The organism is Rhodopseudomonas parapalustris (genome assembly GCF_053772255.1).
In genome coordinates this window covers 116,344-132,751 of the sequence record NZ_JAMKBZ010000014.1, presented here as the reverse complement: position 1 = coordinate 132,751, position 16,408 = coordinate 116,344, and the positions used below count along the sequence as shown (strand labels likewise).

General features: G+C 66.7%; 13 protein-coding genes. 5 read left to right on the top strand and 8 right to left on the bottom strand.

Annotation, left to right across the window (positions count from 1 at the left end; genetic code table 11):
• Positions 1–302: 302 nt before the first annotated feature.
• Positions 303–803: an Hsp20/alpha crystallin family protein gene (locus M9H71_RS14420; RefSeq protein WP_455405659.1), complete on the bottom strand. Its 501-nt coding sequence runs from the start codon at positions 801–803 to the stop codon at positions 303–305.
• Between the two features lie 240 nt (positions 804–1,043).
• Here M9H71_RS14420 and M9H71_RS14415 point away from each other — a divergent pair, with 240 nt between their 5' ends.
• Positions 1,044–1,517: a hypothetical protein gene (locus M9H71_RS14415; RefSeq protein WP_455405658.1), complete on the top strand. Its 474-nt coding sequence runs from the start codon at positions 1,044–1,046 to the stop codon at positions 1,515–1,517.
• A gap of 127 nt (positions 1,518–1,644) precedes the next feature.
• On the opposite strand, the gene M9H71_RS14410 is transcribed toward M9H71_RS14415, so the two are convergent.
• From M9H71_RS14410 to M9H71_RS14390, 5 genes are all read right to left on the bottom strand, one after another.
• Entirely contained in the window at positions 1,645–4,203 is a 2,559-nt protein-coding gene (locus M9H71_RS14410) for a cation-translocating P-type ATPase (RefSeq protein ID WP_455405657.1), read from the bottom strand.
• Between the two features lie 37 nt (positions 4,204–4,240).
• The gene (moaC, locus tag M9H71_RS14405) at positions 4,241–4,771 is read right to left on the bottom strand and encodes a cyclic pyranopterin monophosphate synthase MoaC (protein WP_455405656.1); all 531 of its coding nucleotides are present in this window, start codon (positions 4,769–4,771) and stop codon (positions 4,241–4,243) included.
• Between the two features lie 10 nt (positions 4,772–4,781).
• Entirely contained in the window at positions 4,782–5,579 is a 798-nt protein-coding gene (trpC, locus tag M9H71_RS14400; RefSeq protein ID WP_455405655.1) for an indole-3-glycerol phosphate synthase TrpC, read from the bottom strand.
• 144 nt (positions 5,580–5,723) lie between these two features.
• The gene (trpD, locus tag M9H71_RS14395) at positions 5,724–6,740 is read right to left on the bottom strand and encodes an anthranilate phosphoribosyltransferase (RefSeq protein ID WP_455405654.1); all 1,017 of its coding nucleotides are present in this window, start codon (positions 6,738–6,740) and stop codon (positions 5,724–5,726) included.
• Positions 6,741–6,776: 36 nt separating this feature from the next.
• Complete coding sequence (locus M9H71_RS14390) at positions 6,777–8,678, bottom strand: SurA N-terminal domain-containing protein (RefSeq protein ID WP_455405653.1); 1,902 nt, start codon at positions 8,676–8,678, stop codon at positions 6,777–6,779.
• Between the two features lie 259 nt (positions 8,679–8,937).
• Here M9H71_RS14390 and tpiA point away from each other — a divergent pair, with 259 nt between their 5' ends.
• The 3 genes from tpiA to M9H71_RS14375 all read left to right on the top strand — a co-directional run bounded on the left by tpiA (position 8,938) and on the right by M9H71_RS14375 (position 12,093).
• Positions 8,938–9,714, top strand: a complete 777-nt coding sequence (gene tpiA, locus M9H71_RS14385; RefSeq protein WP_455405652.1) for a triose-phosphate isomerase — start codon at positions 8,938–8,940, stop codon at positions 9,712–9,714.
• A 175-nt stretch (positions 9,715–9,889) separates the two neighbouring features.
• On the top strand, positions 9,890–10,294 hold the full coding sequence (gene secG, locus M9H71_RS14380; protein WP_455405651.1) for a preprotein translocase subunit SecG: 405 nt from the start codon (positions 9,890–9,892) through the stop codon (positions 10,292–10,294).
• 167 nt (positions 10,295–10,461) lie between these two features.
• Positions 10,462–12,093 (top strand): CTP synthase, encoded by a 1,632-nt coding sequence (locus M9H71_RS14375; RefSeq protein ID WP_455405650.1) that lies wholly within the window; start codon positions 10,462–10,464, stop codon positions 12,091–12,093.
• 188 nt (positions 12,094–12,281) lie between these two features.
• On the opposite strand, the gene M9H71_RS14370 is transcribed toward M9H71_RS14375, so the two are convergent.
• Positions 12,282–14,987 carry a CHAT domain-containing protein gene (locus M9H71_RS14370; RefSeq protein ID WP_455405649.1) on the bottom strand — a complete coding sequence of 902 codons (2,706 nt, stop codon included), beginning with the start codon at positions 14,985–14,987 and terminating at the stop codon, positions 12,282–12,284.
• Between the two features lie 19 nt (positions 14,988–15,006).
• Positions 15,007–15,393, bottom strand: a complete 387-nt coding sequence (locus tag M9H71_RS14365) for a PAAR domain-containing protein (RefSeq protein WP_455405648.1) — start codon at positions 15,391–15,393, stop codon at positions 15,007–15,009.
• 207 nt (positions 15,394–15,600) lie between these two features.
• On the opposite strand from M9H71_RS14365, the gene M9H71_RS14360 reads away from it, so the two are divergent.
• The gene (locus M9H71_RS14360) at positions 15,601–16,377 is read left to right on the top strand and encodes a hypothetical protein (protein WP_455405647.1); all 777 of its coding nucleotides are present in this window, start codon (positions 15,601–15,603) and stop codon (positions 16,375–16,377) included.
• Positions 16,378–16,408: the final 31 nt, after the last annotated feature.

Below are 16,408 nucleotides of genomic sequence, written 5' to 3'. Positions count from 1 at the left end.
TCAGCAAACTTCACGGACGACGGAGTAATCGACGACGCGGCACGGGATCACCGGTAGCTTAGGGCCGACGATCAGATTGGCATTGCCAGAGACGAGCCCGCTCGGGCGGACGCGCGCAAACCGTCGCGGCTGAGTCATACGAGTGGCTCCCGGGCTGGTTGGATCAGCGATCGGCCCGATTGCAACCGAGAATTGTTAAATTCGAGTTGCTGTCGAATGATAACAGGCGCTATTTGCTCGCAACTACCTAGCGCCCCGGACCGCGATACGGGGCCGGGGCGCGGACGCTTAGCATCGCGTTATCAGTTCGCCTTTTGGATTTCGATCCGCTTTGCGGTCGAGGGCGGGGCTTCCACCTTCGGCAGCGTGACGGTCAGGACGCCGTTCTTGAAGCTGGCGCTGACCTGGTCGGCGGCGACTGCGGAGTCCAGCGGAATCCGGCGTTCGAATTTGCCGTAGAAGTGCTCGCTGAACTGCTTGTCCTTGGCCTCGGTCGACGCGCTCTTTTCGCCGCGGATGGTGAGCGTGCCGTCGTCGAGCAGCACCTCGATGTCCTTCTCGTCAAGGCCCGGGACTTCGGCGGCGATCTTCAGCTCCTTGTCGCCGTCGGTGATTTCGAGCTTCGGCCAGCCGGTGCTGAACGGCGCCAGAGTGCTGGCACGGGCCGGCAGATCGAAGCCGCGAAATACGTCGTCGAACAGCCGATTCATCTCGCGGTGCAGCGACAGGAACGGGTCGCCTTCGAACGAGCGGGTTACGGGTTGATTAGTCCGGCCCCAGGGGATGATGTCGCGCATGTTCATGGATGCCTCCTCGTACTCAGTCTTGAATATCCTCGATACTGTTAGCTGTGATCGGGAAGTCACCCGCGGGGGTGCGGGTGTGCCTTCGATTTGGGCGCGGTTGCGCCGCCGTCAAGGGGCAGGGTGGTAGTCCCGTGAAGGGGGGCGAAGATTTTTTTCGCGCGGCGTCTTGAAAACGAGAACGCCGTGTCCAAGTCATCGGCCGTCCCGGTTTGGAAGGAGGAATTCGGGAGGACCACGATGCGATCTACCAACTTCGAACGTACCTATTCGCCTGGCGCTGCGAGCGTCACGGCCTTGAGACCGTCCGCGACGGTCTATGATCATCCCGACCAGGTGCTGCGCGATGACGCGCTGTCTACTGCGGACAAGCGGGCCATCCTGTCCTCATGGGCGTCCGACGCCAACGCCGTCGAGCACCAGCCTTGGCTGCGGCTTGCACCCGGACATCGTAATCCGGTGCCGCTGCGCGCGATCCTTGATGCGCTGCAACGGCTCGACGACGATCCCCCGCCGAGAGGCGGGGCCGCGATCCGGCTGAGCGGCGACCGCGCCGCTCAGCATGATCTGTCCGAAGATGACCGGCCATCACGGAGGAGGCATTATGGTCTGGCGCCACGTATCAACCAGTTTCGACCCGTCCCGCTGCCCGGAGTGCGGCGCGACCATGCGGCTCGTGCGCGTCGAGCCTCGGCCGGTCGGACGCAGGGCTGAGTTCGAGCGCCACATCTATCGCTGCGAAGACTGCGCCAACACCAGCCGGTTCGTGATCGACCGGCAGGCCGCGGACTACGCGTTCGCGTAACGACGCCAGGCGCATCCCGCGATGCGGCGGCCGGTGCTATCCCGGTTGCCGCATCATCTTCCGCCACAGCGGCTTGACCAGTTCCAGTACGATCAGCACCACCAGCGCCGCGGCCGCGGTGAGGCCGAGATCGTCCGGATGCAACGGGCCGAACCGGAACAGATCGCGCAGCCACGGCCAGGCCAGGCTGGCGACCAGCACCACCGCGACGATGCCGAGCATCGCCGCCAGCATGCGATTGGGCCGGCGGAGCGCCGTCAACAGGGAGGTGCTGAACGAGCGGTTGACGAAGATCAGCCCGACGAAGCTCAGCACCAGCGCGAAGAACGTCAGTGCCCGCAGTTCGGTCTCCGGCATCGCGCGAAGCTGACCGATGACGAACACGCCACCGACCAGTGCGAACACGAGCAGCCCCTGCAGCAATCCCCATGCGATCAGCGCCCGGCTGAACAGCGGTTGCTCCGGATCGCGGGGAGGGCGGCGCATCGCGTCGTCCTCGGCGGTTTCGGCCTCGAACACGATCGAGCACACCGGATCGATGATCATTTCCAGGAACGCGATGTGGATCGGTCCGAGCAGGATCGGCAGTCCGAACAAGAGCGGCAGCAGCGCCAGCCCGGCGATCGGAACGTGGACGGCGAAGATGAAGCCCATCGCCTTGACCAGATTGTCGTAGATCCGCCGTCCGAGCCGGATCGCCGTGACGATCGAGGCGAAATCGTCATCGAGCAGCACGATCGCCGAGGCCTCGCGGGCGACGTCGGTGCCGCGACCGCCCATGGCGATGCCGATATGCGCGGCCTTCAGCGACGGCGCATCGTTGACGCCGTCGCCAGTCATCGCCACGACTTCGCCGTCGGCCTTGAGCGCCTGGACGATCCGCAGCTTCTGTTCCGGCATGATCCGGGCGAACACGGTGGTGGTGCGCAGCCGCTGCGCCAGGGCGTCGTCGTCGAGGGCCGCGATCTCGTCGCCGGTCACGCAGCCGTCGGCATCGATCCCGGCCTGGCGGGCGATTGCCTGGGCGGTCGCCGGATAGTCGCCGGTGATCATCACCACGCGGATGCCGGCGGTGCGGCAGTCGGCGACCGCGGCCGGCACCGACGCGCGCAGCGGATCGGCGAGGCCGACGAGGCCGAGGAAATCGAAGCGGAAGCCGAGCTGGGTCTCGGGCCAATCCTCGGCGGGATGCGAGGCGCGGGCGACGCCGAGCACACGCAGCCCCTCGGCCGCCATCGCATCGACGGTTTCCGACAAGGTGCGGAGGGTGTCGTCGTCGAGACCGCACATTCGTGCAATTGCTTCGGGAGCGCCTTTTGCGGCGACGACGTAAGCACCGGCGTCGTCGGGATCGCGCCAAACCTGGGTGATCGCCAGCAGGTCGCGGCGCAACCCGTAGGCGTGGACGAGGCTGCGCGCGCCGTTGCCATTCGGCAGGTGATCGCCGGCCAGACGGTGCAGTGCCTGGTCCATCGGGTCGAACGGATCGGGAGCCGCCGCGAGCAGGCCGGTTTCCAACAGCGACGCGAAGCCGTCCGGCAGCGCGCCGCCGTCTCGCGGACGGAACACGTCGCCCGTGGCGAGGCGCAGTTCGGCGACCGACATCCGGTTCTCGGTCAGCGTGCCGGTCTTGTCGGTGCACAGCACGGTGGCGGAGCCGAGCGCTTCGATCGCGGCGGCGCGCCGCGTCAGCACCCGGGCCTGCGAGATCCGCCAGGCGCCCATCGCCATGAACACGGTCAGTACCACCGGGAATTCCTCCGGCAGCATCGACATGCCGACGGTGATGCCCGCCAGTACGGCGTCGAGCCAGCCGTCGCGCAGCGTGCCGTAGAGGACGACGACGAGCGCGGTGAACGCAGCGGCGATCAACCCGAATGTCCGCACCACCGCGCGGGTCTGGATTTGCAGCCGCGGGGCTTCGGTCTGCAACGAGCCGAGTGCCTGGCCGATCTTGCCGATCTCGCTGTGGGGGCCGGTGGCGACGACCTCGGCGAGGCCGCCGCCGCGCACCACCAGCGAGCCGGAGTAAACCGCTGGCTGATCGTCGCCGCCGGGCCGGCGCAGTGTGGCGGCATCCGCTTCGCCGCGCGAGAGCTTGCGCACCGGCACCGATTCGCCAGTGAGCAGCGACTCGTCGACCAAGAGATCATCGGCTTGCAGCAGCACCGCATCGGCGGCGATGCGGTCGCCCTCCGACACCACCATGACGTCGCCGCGCGCCACCTCGCGCCCGGCGATGCGCTTGCGGATGCCGTCCCGGATAACCAGCGCGCGCGGGCTGGTGAGATCGCGTAGCGTCTCCAGAACGCGCTCGGTACGCGCTTCCTGCACCACCGTAATCACCACCGACAGGGTGGCGAAGATCAGCAGGATGATCGCTTCCTTCAGATCGCCGAGCGCCATGTAGACCACGCCGCCGCCGAGCAGCAGCGCCAGCATCGGCTCGCGCACCACCTCCAGCACGATGCCGAGCAGCGTGCGGCGATCGGGACTTGGCAGCTCGTTGTAGCCTTCGCTCGCCAGCCGGGCGGCGGCCTCGCGCTCGCTGAGGCCGGAGATGGTGTCGGAGGCAGAGGCGAGGTCGGCGGGCATCGGGGGGCCTGACGTTCGAGGGCCCGCCGATGTTAGCTCATTTTCGGTTCGCGCTCGCGACGTAGTCGCCGGATTTGCCGCCGGTCTTGGCGATCAGGTGGATGCCTTCGATCCGAACGCCGCGTTCGGCGGCCTTGATCATGTCGTAGATCGTCAGGCATGCGACGGAGACCGCGGTCAGCGCTTCCATTTCGACGCCGGTCGGACCTGTGACCTTGCAGGTGGCGCGAACGATGCAGCCCGGCAGCTTGGTGTCCGGCGTGATGTCGAGCGTGACCTTGGATAGCGCCAGCGGATGGCACAGCGGGATCAGCTCGGCGGTGCGTTTGGCCGCCATGATGCCGGCGACGCGCGCGGTGCCGAGCACATCGCCTTTCTTGGCGTCGCCGCTGAGGATCAGCTCCAGCGTCGCCTTCTTCATCACCACACGGCCCTCGGCGACCGCGACGCGTTCGGTGGCCGGCTTTTCCGACACGTCCACCATCCGCGCCTCACCGCTGGCGCCGATATGGGTGAGGGCAGGAGGCGTTGCCTCTGGCTTGGAGTTCGACTTCGCCGTCTTTGCCATACCTACCGCCTCAGGCCGCACGCGTCAGCAGCGCGCGGGTGGCTGCGGTGACGTCTTGCTGCCGCATCAGGCTTTCGCCGACCAGGAAGGTCGACATGCCGACGCGGGCGAGGCGGGCGAGATCGTCGGGCGTGAAGATGCCGCTTTCGCCGACCATCAGTCGGTCCTTCGGAATCAGAGGCGCCAGCGCCTCGCTGGTCGCCAGCGTCACCTCGAAGGTACGCAGATTACGATTGTTGACGCCGACCATCGGCGACCGAAGCTTCAGTGCGCGCTCGAGTTCGGGCGCATTGTGGACTTCGAGCAGCACGTCCATGCCGAGATCGAACGCAGCGTCCTCGATGTCCTTGGCCTCGGCGTCATCGAGCGCCGCCATGATGATCAGGATGCAGTCGGCGCCGTGGGCACGCGCCTCGACCACCTGATAGGTGTCGTACATGAAATCCTTGCGCAGCGCCGGCAGCGAAACCGCGGCGCGCGCCGCGACGAGATAATCGAGGCTGCCCTGGAACGATGGCGTATCGGTCAGCACCGACAGGCACGCCGCGCCGCCGGCTTCATAGGCTTTGGCAAGCGCCGGCGGATCGAAGTCGGCGCGGATCAGCCCCTTTGACGGCGAGGCCTTCTTGATCTCGGCGATCAGCCCGTAGTCGCCGGCCGCATGCTTGGCGCGAAGCGCCTTGACGAATCCGCGCGGCGGCGATGCTTCACGGGCGATCGCCTCGATCGCGGCAAGCGGACGCTCGCGCTTGGCGGCCGCTATCTCCTCGCGCTTATAGGCTTCGATCTTGGTCAGGATGTCGGACACATGACGCTCCCTGGAGCCGGACTTTACCAAAAGTATCAGTTCAGCGTTCGTCATTGCGAGGAGTGAAGCGACGAAGCAATCCAGCTCGGTGCACGAAGCTGGATTGCTTCGCTGCGCTCGCAATGACGAGCGATGGTTTGGCGCTCAGGCCGCCGCGGAGACCGCGATCAGCTTCTTCAGCCGGGCTTCGGCGGCGCCCGAGTCGATCGCCTGGGCGCCGAGTGCCACGCCTTCCTTCAGGTCCTTCGCCTTGCCGGCGACGACCAGCGTCGCGGCGGCGTTGAGCAGGGCGACGTCGCGATACGGGCCCGGCATGCCTTCCAGCACCGCGCGCAGCGCCACCGCATTGGCCTGGGCGTCGCCGCCCTTCAGTGCTTCGGCTGGGGCGCGGGGCAGGCCGGCGTCATCGGGGCTGATCTCGAAGCTGGTGATCTCGCCGTTCTTCAGCTCGGCCACCGCGGTAGTGCCGGACAGCGTGATCTCGTCGAGGCCGTCGGAACCGTGCACCACCCAGACCGCCTCGGAGCCGAGGTTCTTCAGCACCTGCGCGAGCGGCAGCACCCATTGTCGCGAGAACACGCCGATCATCTGGCGCTTGACGCCGGCCGGGTTGGACAGCGGTCCGAGCAGATTGAAGATGGTGCGCGTGGCGAGCTCGACCCGTGTCGGGCCGACGTTCTTCATCGCCGGATGATGCGTCGGCGCGAACATGAAGCCGATGCCGGCTTCGTTGACACAGCGACCGACCTGTTCGGGCGTGATGTCGATCTTGACGCCGAGCGCGGCGAGCACGTCGGCGGCGCCGGATTTCGACGACAGCGCGCGATTGCCGTGCTTGGCGACGGTGACGCCGCAGCCGGCGACGACGAACGAGGCGCAGGTCGAAACGTTGACCGAACCCGAGCCGTCACCGCCGGTGCCGACGATGTCGACCGCATCCGCCGGAGCGGTGACTGGCAGCATCTTGGCGCGCATCGTGGTCACCGCGCCGGTGATCTCGTCGACGGTTTCGCCGCGGACCCTGAGGCCCATCAGCAGCGCACCCATCTGCGACGGCGTCGCGTCGCCCGACATCATCGCGTCGAAAGCGTCGGTGGCTTCTTCGCGCGTCAGTGTCGCGCCGGTCGCGACCTTTGCGATAATCGATTTGAAATCAACCATTGTCCCCTTCGGCGACCGGACTGCGGCGTCGCGCCGTCAGTTCGTCGCCGCCCCCGTTGCCTGCGCCACCGCTTCCTGATTGACCTTGGTGCCGATGTCCTTCTCCAGCCAGGCGATGTACTCGCCGACCTGCTCGTCGCGCAGCCGCTGCACCAGATTGTCCTTCAACTGCTGCATCTGCGGCGTGTTGAACTCGGCCGTCGGCACGGTGTCGCCGGTGACGCGGAACACGTACCAATCGGTATCGCTGCTGCCGCGAACCTCGCCGGCGCCATCCTTGGCGGTGCGGAACACCGCGTCCACCACGGTGTTCGGCAGTCCGGCGTCGGCGCCTTCGCGCTTGATTCCGGCCGCGTTCTGCACGGTGACGCCGGCCGGCGCCACTTCGGCGAGCTTGGCGCCGCCCTGCAGCTTCTGAACCAGCTCGGACGCGAGCTTACGCAGCTTCTCGCCGACCTGTTCGGCGCGCCAACCGGCCTCGACCTTGTCCTTGACCTCGTCGAGCGGCCGATCGCGCGACGGAGTCACGCCGAGTACGTCGTACCAGACGTAGCCGCTCTGGTAGCTGATCGCGTCGTTGTCGACGCCGGGATCGCTGTTGAAGGCAGCATTGGCGAGTTCGAGTCCCTGCGGGATCGACGCCACCGGCGCGCCATCGGGGCCGCGACCGGAGCGGTCGAGCGCGTCCACCGTAACTGCGGTGAGGCCGAGCTGCTTGGCCGCCTCGATCACGCTGGCGCCGCCGCCGCGGGCGTCTTCCATCTTGTCGTGCAGCTCCTGCACCTGCTTGCGGGCGCGCTCCTGGGCGATGTCACGCTTCAGCGACTCGGCGACGCTGGCATACTCCGGCTGCTTGCCGGGCTCGATCTTGGTGACTTCGAGCAGCACGGTGCCGAATTGTCCCTGCACAGGCTGGCTGACCTCGTTCAGCGGCAGCGTGAATGCGGCCGCAGCGACCTTCGGGTCGAGCATGTCGGAACGGCCGATCAGGCCGAGGTCGAGATCGGCCGGCTTGACCCCGCGCTCCTTGGCAATGTCGGCGAAGCTGGTCCCGCTCGCGATCTTGGCCCGCGCGGCCTGAGCTTCGTCGACGTTCGGGAATACGATCTGCAGGATCTGCCGCTTCTCCGGCGTCGACATCTTCTCTTTGCGCTGCTCGAACAGCTTCTGGGCGTCTGCGTCGGACACCTCGGTCCATTTCGCGATCGATTCCGGGGTTACGACCACGAACGAGAGCTTGCGATACTCGGGAGCGCGGAACTGCGCCTTATGGGCGTCGTAGAACGCGCTGAGCGCCGCGGGCGAGGGCGCCTCGATGGTGCCGGCCTGGGCCGCGGTGAGTTTCAGATAGTCGATCGCGCGCTGTTCGTTCTGGAACTGGTTCAGCGCCGCCAACATCGTCTTCGACGGCTCTAGTCCGGCGGTAATAGTCCCGGCGATCTGCCGCCGCAACGCGACGTGGCGCTGCTCGGCGAGATAGCGCTGCTCGGTGAAGCCGAACTGCCGGATCAATTGCTGGAATCGGTTCGGGTCGAACTGGCCATTGGCACCCTTGAAGTTCGGATCTTCCAGGATCGACTTCATGGTGTCGGCGTCGGACTGGCCGAGCCCGAGCCTGCGCGCATCCTCGTCGAGCGCTGCTTCGGCGATCGTCTGCTGCAGCACCTGGCGGTCGATGCCGATGGCGCGCGCCTGATCCGGCGTCAGCGGCCGGCCGAACTGACGGCCGATCTGCTGCAGACGGTCGTTGTAGGTCTGGCGGAACTGCTCGGTCGAGATTTCGGTTTGGCCGATCTTGGCGAGCGTCGAGCGGCCAAAACCGCGGAACACGTCGGCAATGCCCCAGACTCCGAAGCTGATGATCAGGACGCCCATCACGATGGTCATGATGGTCTTGCCAATCCAGTTGGATGAGGCTTTGCGCATTCCTCGGAGCATGGAGTCACTTTTTGTCAGGAGGGAACCGGCCGCGCTAGCTGGGCGCGGGTGCGCAAATTAGCGTCGTCGGCTTGAAAATCCATCCTAAAGTGCCGCCTTGGGCGTCGCAACCGCAGCCGATGTCGCGGCCGGCGCAGATGCCATCCCGTCGCAAGCGGGCGGTGCTGCGGATCGCCGCAGCGGTGGTGTTCACGTCTCCTTGAGTCTCGCAATCGGCTCTGCTAGCGGAACGCCTCAACCCATTATTGCGAGAGTGCTCATGCCGGTCCCCGCCGTTCGTCCTCTGATTGCTGGAAACTGGAAGATGAACGGCCTGAAGGACTCGGTCGCCGAGCTCGACGCCATGATCGCGGGCGCCGGGCAATTGCCGCAGGGCATCGATCTGCTGGTGTGTCCGCCGGCGACATTGGTGGCCAGCTTCGCCGCGCGGGTTGCGGACGCTGCGGTGGGCAAGGGGCTGCCGTTTGCGATCGGCGGCCAGGATTGCCACGCCAACGCGTCGGGCGCCCATACCGGCGACATCGCCGCCGAAATGCTCGCCGATGCAGGCGCTGCGGCGATCATCGTCGGCCATTCCGAGCGCCGCGCCGATCACGCCGAGACCGATGCGATCGTTCGCGCCAAGGCGCAGGCGGTGTGGCGTGCCGGGCTGGTGGCGATCGTCTGCGTCGGCGAGACTCAGGGCGAGCGCGACGCCGGTCATACGCTCGACGTGGTCGCCGGGATGCTGGCCGGCTCGCTGCCGGACGGCGCTACCGCGGCGAATCTGGTGGTGGCCTATGAGCCGGTCTGGGCGATCGGGACCGGCCGCACCCCGACGACGGCCGATGTCGAGGAAGTTCATGGCGTTATCCGCAAGACTTTGAGCGATCGGTTCGGTGCGGCGGGCGAGGCGATGCGGATCCTGTACGGCGGTTCGGTGAAGCCTTCGAACGCCCGCGAATTGCTGGCGGTGCCGCACGTCAACGGCGCATTGATCGGCGGGGCCAGCCTGAAGGCGTCCGATTTCCTTGCGATCGCTGCCGGCTGCCCCTAACTAAACCGCGCCGAGCGGCGTTGCTGCGGCGTTTCCGGCGCCGCGCGGGGGTGACAAATCCCCGCGCGATCGTGTAGACACCGCGCGACTTCATTTATCCCGCAAGCCTGTCGAGCAGCCGCCCGCCGGCGCCTATCGGCCGTTTGGCGGCATTGGCTTGCGATGGAAGGGTACGATGCAGACTGTCATTATCGTCATTCACCTGATGTTCGTGCTGGGCCTGATCGGCGTGGTGCTTCTGCAGAAGTCCGAAGGCGGCGGCCTGGGCGTCGGCGGTGGTGGCGGTTTCATGTCGAGTCGCGGCACCGCCAACCTGCTCACCCGCACCACCGCGATTCTCGCGGTCGGGTTCTTCGCCACCAGCCTGCTGCTCACCTGGTTGGCGAGCTACAACCGTAAGCCGACGACGATCCTGCCGACCGCAGCGCCGGTTCAGCAGCAGGCGCCGGGCCAGCCGGCGCCGCCGCTGTCGCAGGGCGGTGGTCTGCTCGATACGTTGAAGCAGGCCGATCAGAAGCAGAACCAGCAGCCGGCGGCACCGGCCGCGCCTGCAGCGCCGACCCCGCCGCAGTCGCAATAAGCATTGCCGATATGCGCCGAAGGGGCCTCGCATGATGTTTGAGGCCCCTTCGGCAATTCTCTGAAATAGCTGAATCTTTCAGCGTCACCCACAGGCATTGGTCAAACTGCCCGAGGGGTACGAATCGTTTTGGCGAATCGGACCGACGGCATTAAAGGTAAAGTCCCATGGCGCGGTATATCTTCATCACCGGCGGCGTGGTCTCCTCGCTCGGCAAGGGTCTGGCATCAGCGGCACTCGGTGCGCTGCTGCAGGCGCGTGGCTACAAAGTCCGGCTTCGCAAGCTCGATCCCTATCTCAACCTCGATCCCGGAACGATGTCGCCGTATCAGCACGGCGAAGTGTTCGTGACCGACGACGGCGCCGAGACCGATCTCGATCTCGGCCATTACGAGCGGTTCACCGGGCGACCTGCGACCAAGCAGGACAACATCACGACGGGGCGGATCTATCAGGACATCCTGACCAAGGAGCGCCGCGGCGACTATCTCGGCGCCACCATCCAGGTGGTCCCCCACGTCACCAACGCGATCAAGGACTTCATCGTCAGCGACAATGACGGTTACGACTTTGTCCTGGTCGAGATCGGCGGCACCGTCGGCGACATCGAGGGCCTGCCGTTCTTCGAGGCGATCCGCCAGATCAAGAACGATCTGCCGCGCGGCGACGTGATCTACATCCACTTGACGCTGCTGCCTTACATCCCGAGCGCGGGCGAGCTGAAGACCAAGCCGACCCAGCATTCGGTCAAGGAGCTGCGCTCGATCGGCATCCAGCCCGACATCCTGCTGTGCCGCACCGACCGGCCGATTCCGAAGGAGGAGCGGCGCAAGCTCGGGCTGTTCTGCAACGTCCGCGAAAGCGCGGTGATCGAGGCGCGCGACGCCGACAGCATCTACGCGGTGCCGGAGGCGTATCACGCCGCCGGGCTCGACGACGAAGTGCTGGCGGCGTTCGCGATCGCCGCCAAGGAGCCGCCGCAGCTGGCGCGCTGGCACGAGATCAACGAGCGTATCCGCAATCCCGAAGGCGCGGTGACGATCGCGATCGTCGGCAAGTACACCGGCATGAAGGATGCCTATAAGTCGCTGATCGAGGCGCTTTCTCACGGCGGCATTGCCAACAAGGTCCAGGTCAAGCTCGACTGGATCGAGAGCGAGGTGTTCGAGAACGAAGACCCGGCGCCGTTCCTCGAGCACGTCAACGGCATCCTCGTGCCCGGCGGCTTCGGCCAGCGCGGCGCCGAGGGCAAGATCGAGGCGGCGCGTTTCGCCCGCGAGCGCAACGTGCCGTATTTAGGCATCTGCTTCGGCATGCAGATGGCGGTGATCGAGGCGGCGCGGAATCTCGCCGGCATCGAGCAGGCCAACTCGACCGAATTCGGTCCGACACCGGAGCCGCTGGTCGGCCTGATGACCGAATGGGTCCGCGGCAACGAGCTGGAGAAGCGCAGCCAGGCCGGCGATCTCGGCGGCACGATGCGGCTCGGCGCTTATCCCGCGGCGCTCAAGCGCGGCAGCCGGGTCAGCCAGGTCTATGGCGGCGCCACCGAAATCTCGGAGCGCCACCGCCACCGCTACGAGGTCAACACCGCCTACAAGGACCGGCTCGAACAGCACGGCCTGAAGTTCTCCGGCATGTCGCCGGACGGCGTGCTGCCGGAGATCGTCGAATACGAAGATCACCCGTGGTTCATCGGCGTCCAGTTCCACCCCGAGCTGAAATCGCGCCCGTTCGACCCGCACCCGCTGTTCGCCTCGTTCGTCGAAGCGGCGCTGGTGCAGAGCCGGCTGGTGTAGCCCCGGACGCGATCATGAGGCGGCCAGGCTCGCGTTTCGACTTGCCGGTTTGGTTCTACGCTTTCGTCATGGCCGGGCTTGTCCCGGCCATCCACGCCGTTTCAGCGTCTCCGTCAGCAAGGCGTGGATGCCCGGCACAAGGCCGGGCATGACGGTGTTTGTGGGGCTGGCACCAACCCCACGCCTGATCAGTTCTCGAACAGCACGAAAGCCGCCCAGACCGACGGATCTTCGGCGGCTTTGATCTTGCCGTGGATCGCCTCGATGCGGACTTTGCGCAGCGCCGAGGCGTAGTCGAGATTGTCGTTGGCGAGCACCTGATACAGACGAGCCATGAAATTGGCGGTGCCGGCGTCGCTGACTTCCCACAGCGTCAGCAGCGAGCGCCGTGCGCCGGCGATGGCGAGCGCGGTCGGCAGGCCGCGGACGCTGCCGATCCGGCTCGGATCGCCGAGCGCCGTCTGACAGGCCGACAGTACGACGAGGTCGGCGGCCGACAGATTCCAGTCCATCAATTCGCGGGCGTAGATCACGCCATCTTCGCCGTCGCGCCGCGGCGAGCGGTCGAGCAGGGGGCGGGCGGCGACGATGCCGCTCCGCCACAGCGCGTCGGTGCGATCGGTCGCCGCCTTGTAGAAGCCGTGGGTGGCGAGATGGAGCAGCGCCGCGCCCTCGGCCTTATCGTGGATCGCGGTCTCGCCGCTGTCGCCGGTCAACATCACGCGCGCGATATCCCGATGCTGCAGATCGGGCGCGATGCGATCGATCTCAGTCTTGGTCGAAGGGAGCTGACTGGCCGCGCCGGCATAGTCCAGCCCGCCGACCAGCACCGCCTTGCTGCCCGCGATCAGCCTGTCGTCCTGCTCGGCGAACACGATCGCGTCGGCGCGGGTCAGGATGCGGGTATCGTAGATCTCGTCGAGATAGCGGCCGTTGCCGTCCTGCAGCATCGCGAAGGGCAGGCTGTAGAGGTCGGCGTCCGGCACCAGAAACAGCCGCGTGACGCCCGCGAGCTGCGGCTTCAGCGGGCCGATCAGCGTGTCGTACAGCCGGCGGAACGGCTGCGCGCGATCGGCCTCCACGACGCTCGGCGCAGTGAAGCCGTCGAGCGGGCCGAGATCGATCACCTGCGGTGGCTTGCCGTGGCGCCGCACCACCGCCTGGAGCCGCGCCGCCGGCTTCGGCTCGGTCGGCTTGACCCGGCTGCCGCGGTCGCTGACGAAGAAGTCGACCAGGGCATCGGTTTCAATGAGCTTGTCCTCGACGGAGGGCAGTTGCACATTGGCCGGCGGCTTCGCGCCGACACGCGCAGCAAGCTGCTGCCGCGCCTCCTGCAATCGCTTCAGCACGTCGCGCGCATCGTCGTCGAGCCTGCCTGAAGACAGCATTTCCTGCTGCTGGCCGGACAGCCGCAGCACCGTGCGGGCCAGTTCGCGCGTCGGCTCGTCGGGCAGCCGGTCGAGCGTCAGCCGCAGCAGCGTGCGCTCGCCGTCCTCCATGGTCTTCCAGCGCGACACCGCGTCCGCATAAGCGACCGCCGCTGCCGGATCGATCAGCGCATAGCGGCCGTATTCGTACAGGATGTCGTCGGCGAGCTTGCGCATCGTCTCGGCGACGTAGCGGTTGCCGGCAGTGCCGACCTCGCGCAGCATCCAGCGAAACGATTGCTGCTCGACGTCCTTGAAGGTCGCCAGCGCGTCGGCGTCGCCGCGCTTTATCCTGGTCACTGCGACGCCGAGCAGCGCATCGAAGGTGATCGGATGCTGGCGCGCGATCGTCTCCTGCGCGCGGTGATACGCATCGATCCGCAGCGCCAGCGCGCGCTCCGTATCGCCGCGGCGCTCGTACTGATCGGCGGCGAGCTGCGCGGATTTGATCCGCAGCAGGTCCGGCGCGCCGTTCCAGTCCTTGACCCGCGCCATTGCCTCCAGCTCGGGCGAGGGCAGCGCGCGGTCGGGATGAAAATACGCCTTGGCGTAGGCGATCCAGGTGTCGGCCTGGGCGACGTGTTCGGACCTGGGATCGGCGAGTTCGGCAGCGCAGCGCTTCTGCAGCGCGAGCGCCTGCATGGTCTCGGCCTCGTTCCCCATCGCCAAATGATCGAGCGCGAGGTTGCTGGCGCTGACCAGCGCCTGAATGCTGCCGACGCCGTAATGCGCGATCCGCTTCTTGAGGAGCGGTGCATCGATCTTGGCGGCGAGGTCGGGATGGCCGACCATACGTAGCGCTTCGGCGTAGTTGTTCTCGGTACGCCAGGTCAGCGGCTCCTTGTCGCCGAGCGCCTTGCGCGCGCCGAGATAGGTCTCTTCCGACAGGTTGAGCCCGGCCGCCACCGCGCCGTTGTTGGTGAGCAGCGTCGCGAGGATGTCGCTGCCGGCGATATCCTGCGCGCTGTTCGGCCCATAGACCGCTCGCATCCGTTTGCCGGCCTCGATCGCGACCGGAATGCCGCGCTCGTACTGGATGGTGCGTTCCAGGAAGCGGGCGTATTCGAACCACAACGTCGTTGCGTCAGGGCTGTTGTCGCGTGCGGCGCGGGTGTTCGCGGCCTCCGCGAACAGTTCCGATGCGGTCGCGGTATCGCGTCGGCGCTCGAAGAAAGTGACGGCGCTGAGATAAGCCCGGATCGTGAGCGCATCGTAGTTGCTGCCGCGCACGGCGCGCAGCGCGTCGGTGAGCCGCTGACGACCGCCGTCGCGATCGCCGGCCTGCAGCGAGCGGAAGGCGTCGTTGATCTTCACCACCAATTCGCGTTCGGTCGGAGCCCGGCGCTGCTGCGCTCGAGCTTCGGTGGTGAGGGTAGGCAGTAGCGGTGGGAGGGCGAGCGCAGCGAGCAGCAGGCGTGCGGCGAAATGGGCGCCGACGGCATGCCGCGGCGTTGACGTGACTGACATGTCGGACCGGGTGACCTTGTTACTTGCAGTTCGTGGTGGAGTCGCCCGTGCGTACGACCGGTTTGCCGTTGATGAACACGCCCGAGCTACTGCCGATCACCACCCCACCACAGCCGGTGCGGCTGCCGCCGATCGCGGCCGGTTTGCCGTTGATGAAGACGTTCTTCGAACCTTCCACGATCGCGCCGTCGGTGGTGACGTCACCGGCGCGGGCTGCCGGCCTGCCGCCCACCATCACGTCCTGACTGCCGCCGGTGACGACGCCGGGCGCGCCGCTGGCGGGGGCCTGGGCGAGCGCAGGTGCGGTCCCGAGCGCCAGGACGACGGCCAACAGGCAGCGTGCTTGCGATATGCCCCGCGCGGCATCGGTACGATCAGCGGCGGTCGACGATGACGGGGAGGTCATACTCAGCTCCTTTCGGGGATCGGCAAATTCCGTGAATGGCTGCGACTTGCGCGTGGACATTCCTCGCCCGGTAGATGATGCTTTGGGCACAACCGTAACGTGTCGCGCGACTTCTCTTCGGGGGGAATGGAAATGACACCGTCGGTCAGCCTCTATGCCTGGGCGGTTCCGGCTTGGTCTTCGGAGTCTCCGGTCGACCACACCTGGGTGACCAGCTACGACAATCAGGTTCATCCCTATAACGCCATTGCCGACGTCGTCGTTGCAGGCCAGTCGTTCTGGTATTGCTGGGGGGCGTTTCATCCGCAAGGCGGAACCCCGGTCAATCTGACCGGGGCGCTGGGCCAGCAGGTCGGCAACCTGAAGCTTGCCCAATGCCTGGTGCAGGCCAACGCCGATTCGAACACTACGCCCGGCGCTCGCGGCACGATCTACACCTACGGCGTCGACGGCGTGTGCCACCAATTGGCCAATCAGGTGCTGTATGCAACGTCGGACGGCGCCGTGCCGCCTCTGACGGTGAGCAAGGCGCGCGGCTATCCGCTGTCGAGCTACATCTACGGCACCTATGGCCTGCAGCAAGCGGCATGGTCGGCCAAGGTGGCGGCCTGCAGCGGCACGCAACTGACCGCGCGGGCGCAACCGGGAGGCTTGGTGATGGCGACAGGCGGCGAGGGCATCGCGTTGGATGAATTCGAGAGGCGAGCAGCCGAACTGCTGGTGACCGAGCCGGCGAAGCTGGCCAGCCTGTTGCGGCTGCGCGGTGAGGTGCAGCGGTTTGCAGCGCAGCCATGGCCGGGCGCCGGCCAGCCCAGCGCCGAAGCGCTGAACGCTCGTAACCAGCACCTCATCGACGAAGCAGCCAAGCTGCTCGGACCGGAGCATTTCAGGAAACTGTTCGGCGCCGAGCCGGGCGCCAGAGTGACCCTCGTCGATCCGCAGATTGCGGCGACCGCGGGTGAACTCCCGCCTAAGCCGCGCTGAGGCAGCTTCGGACTGGGATAGAGGTGGTGCG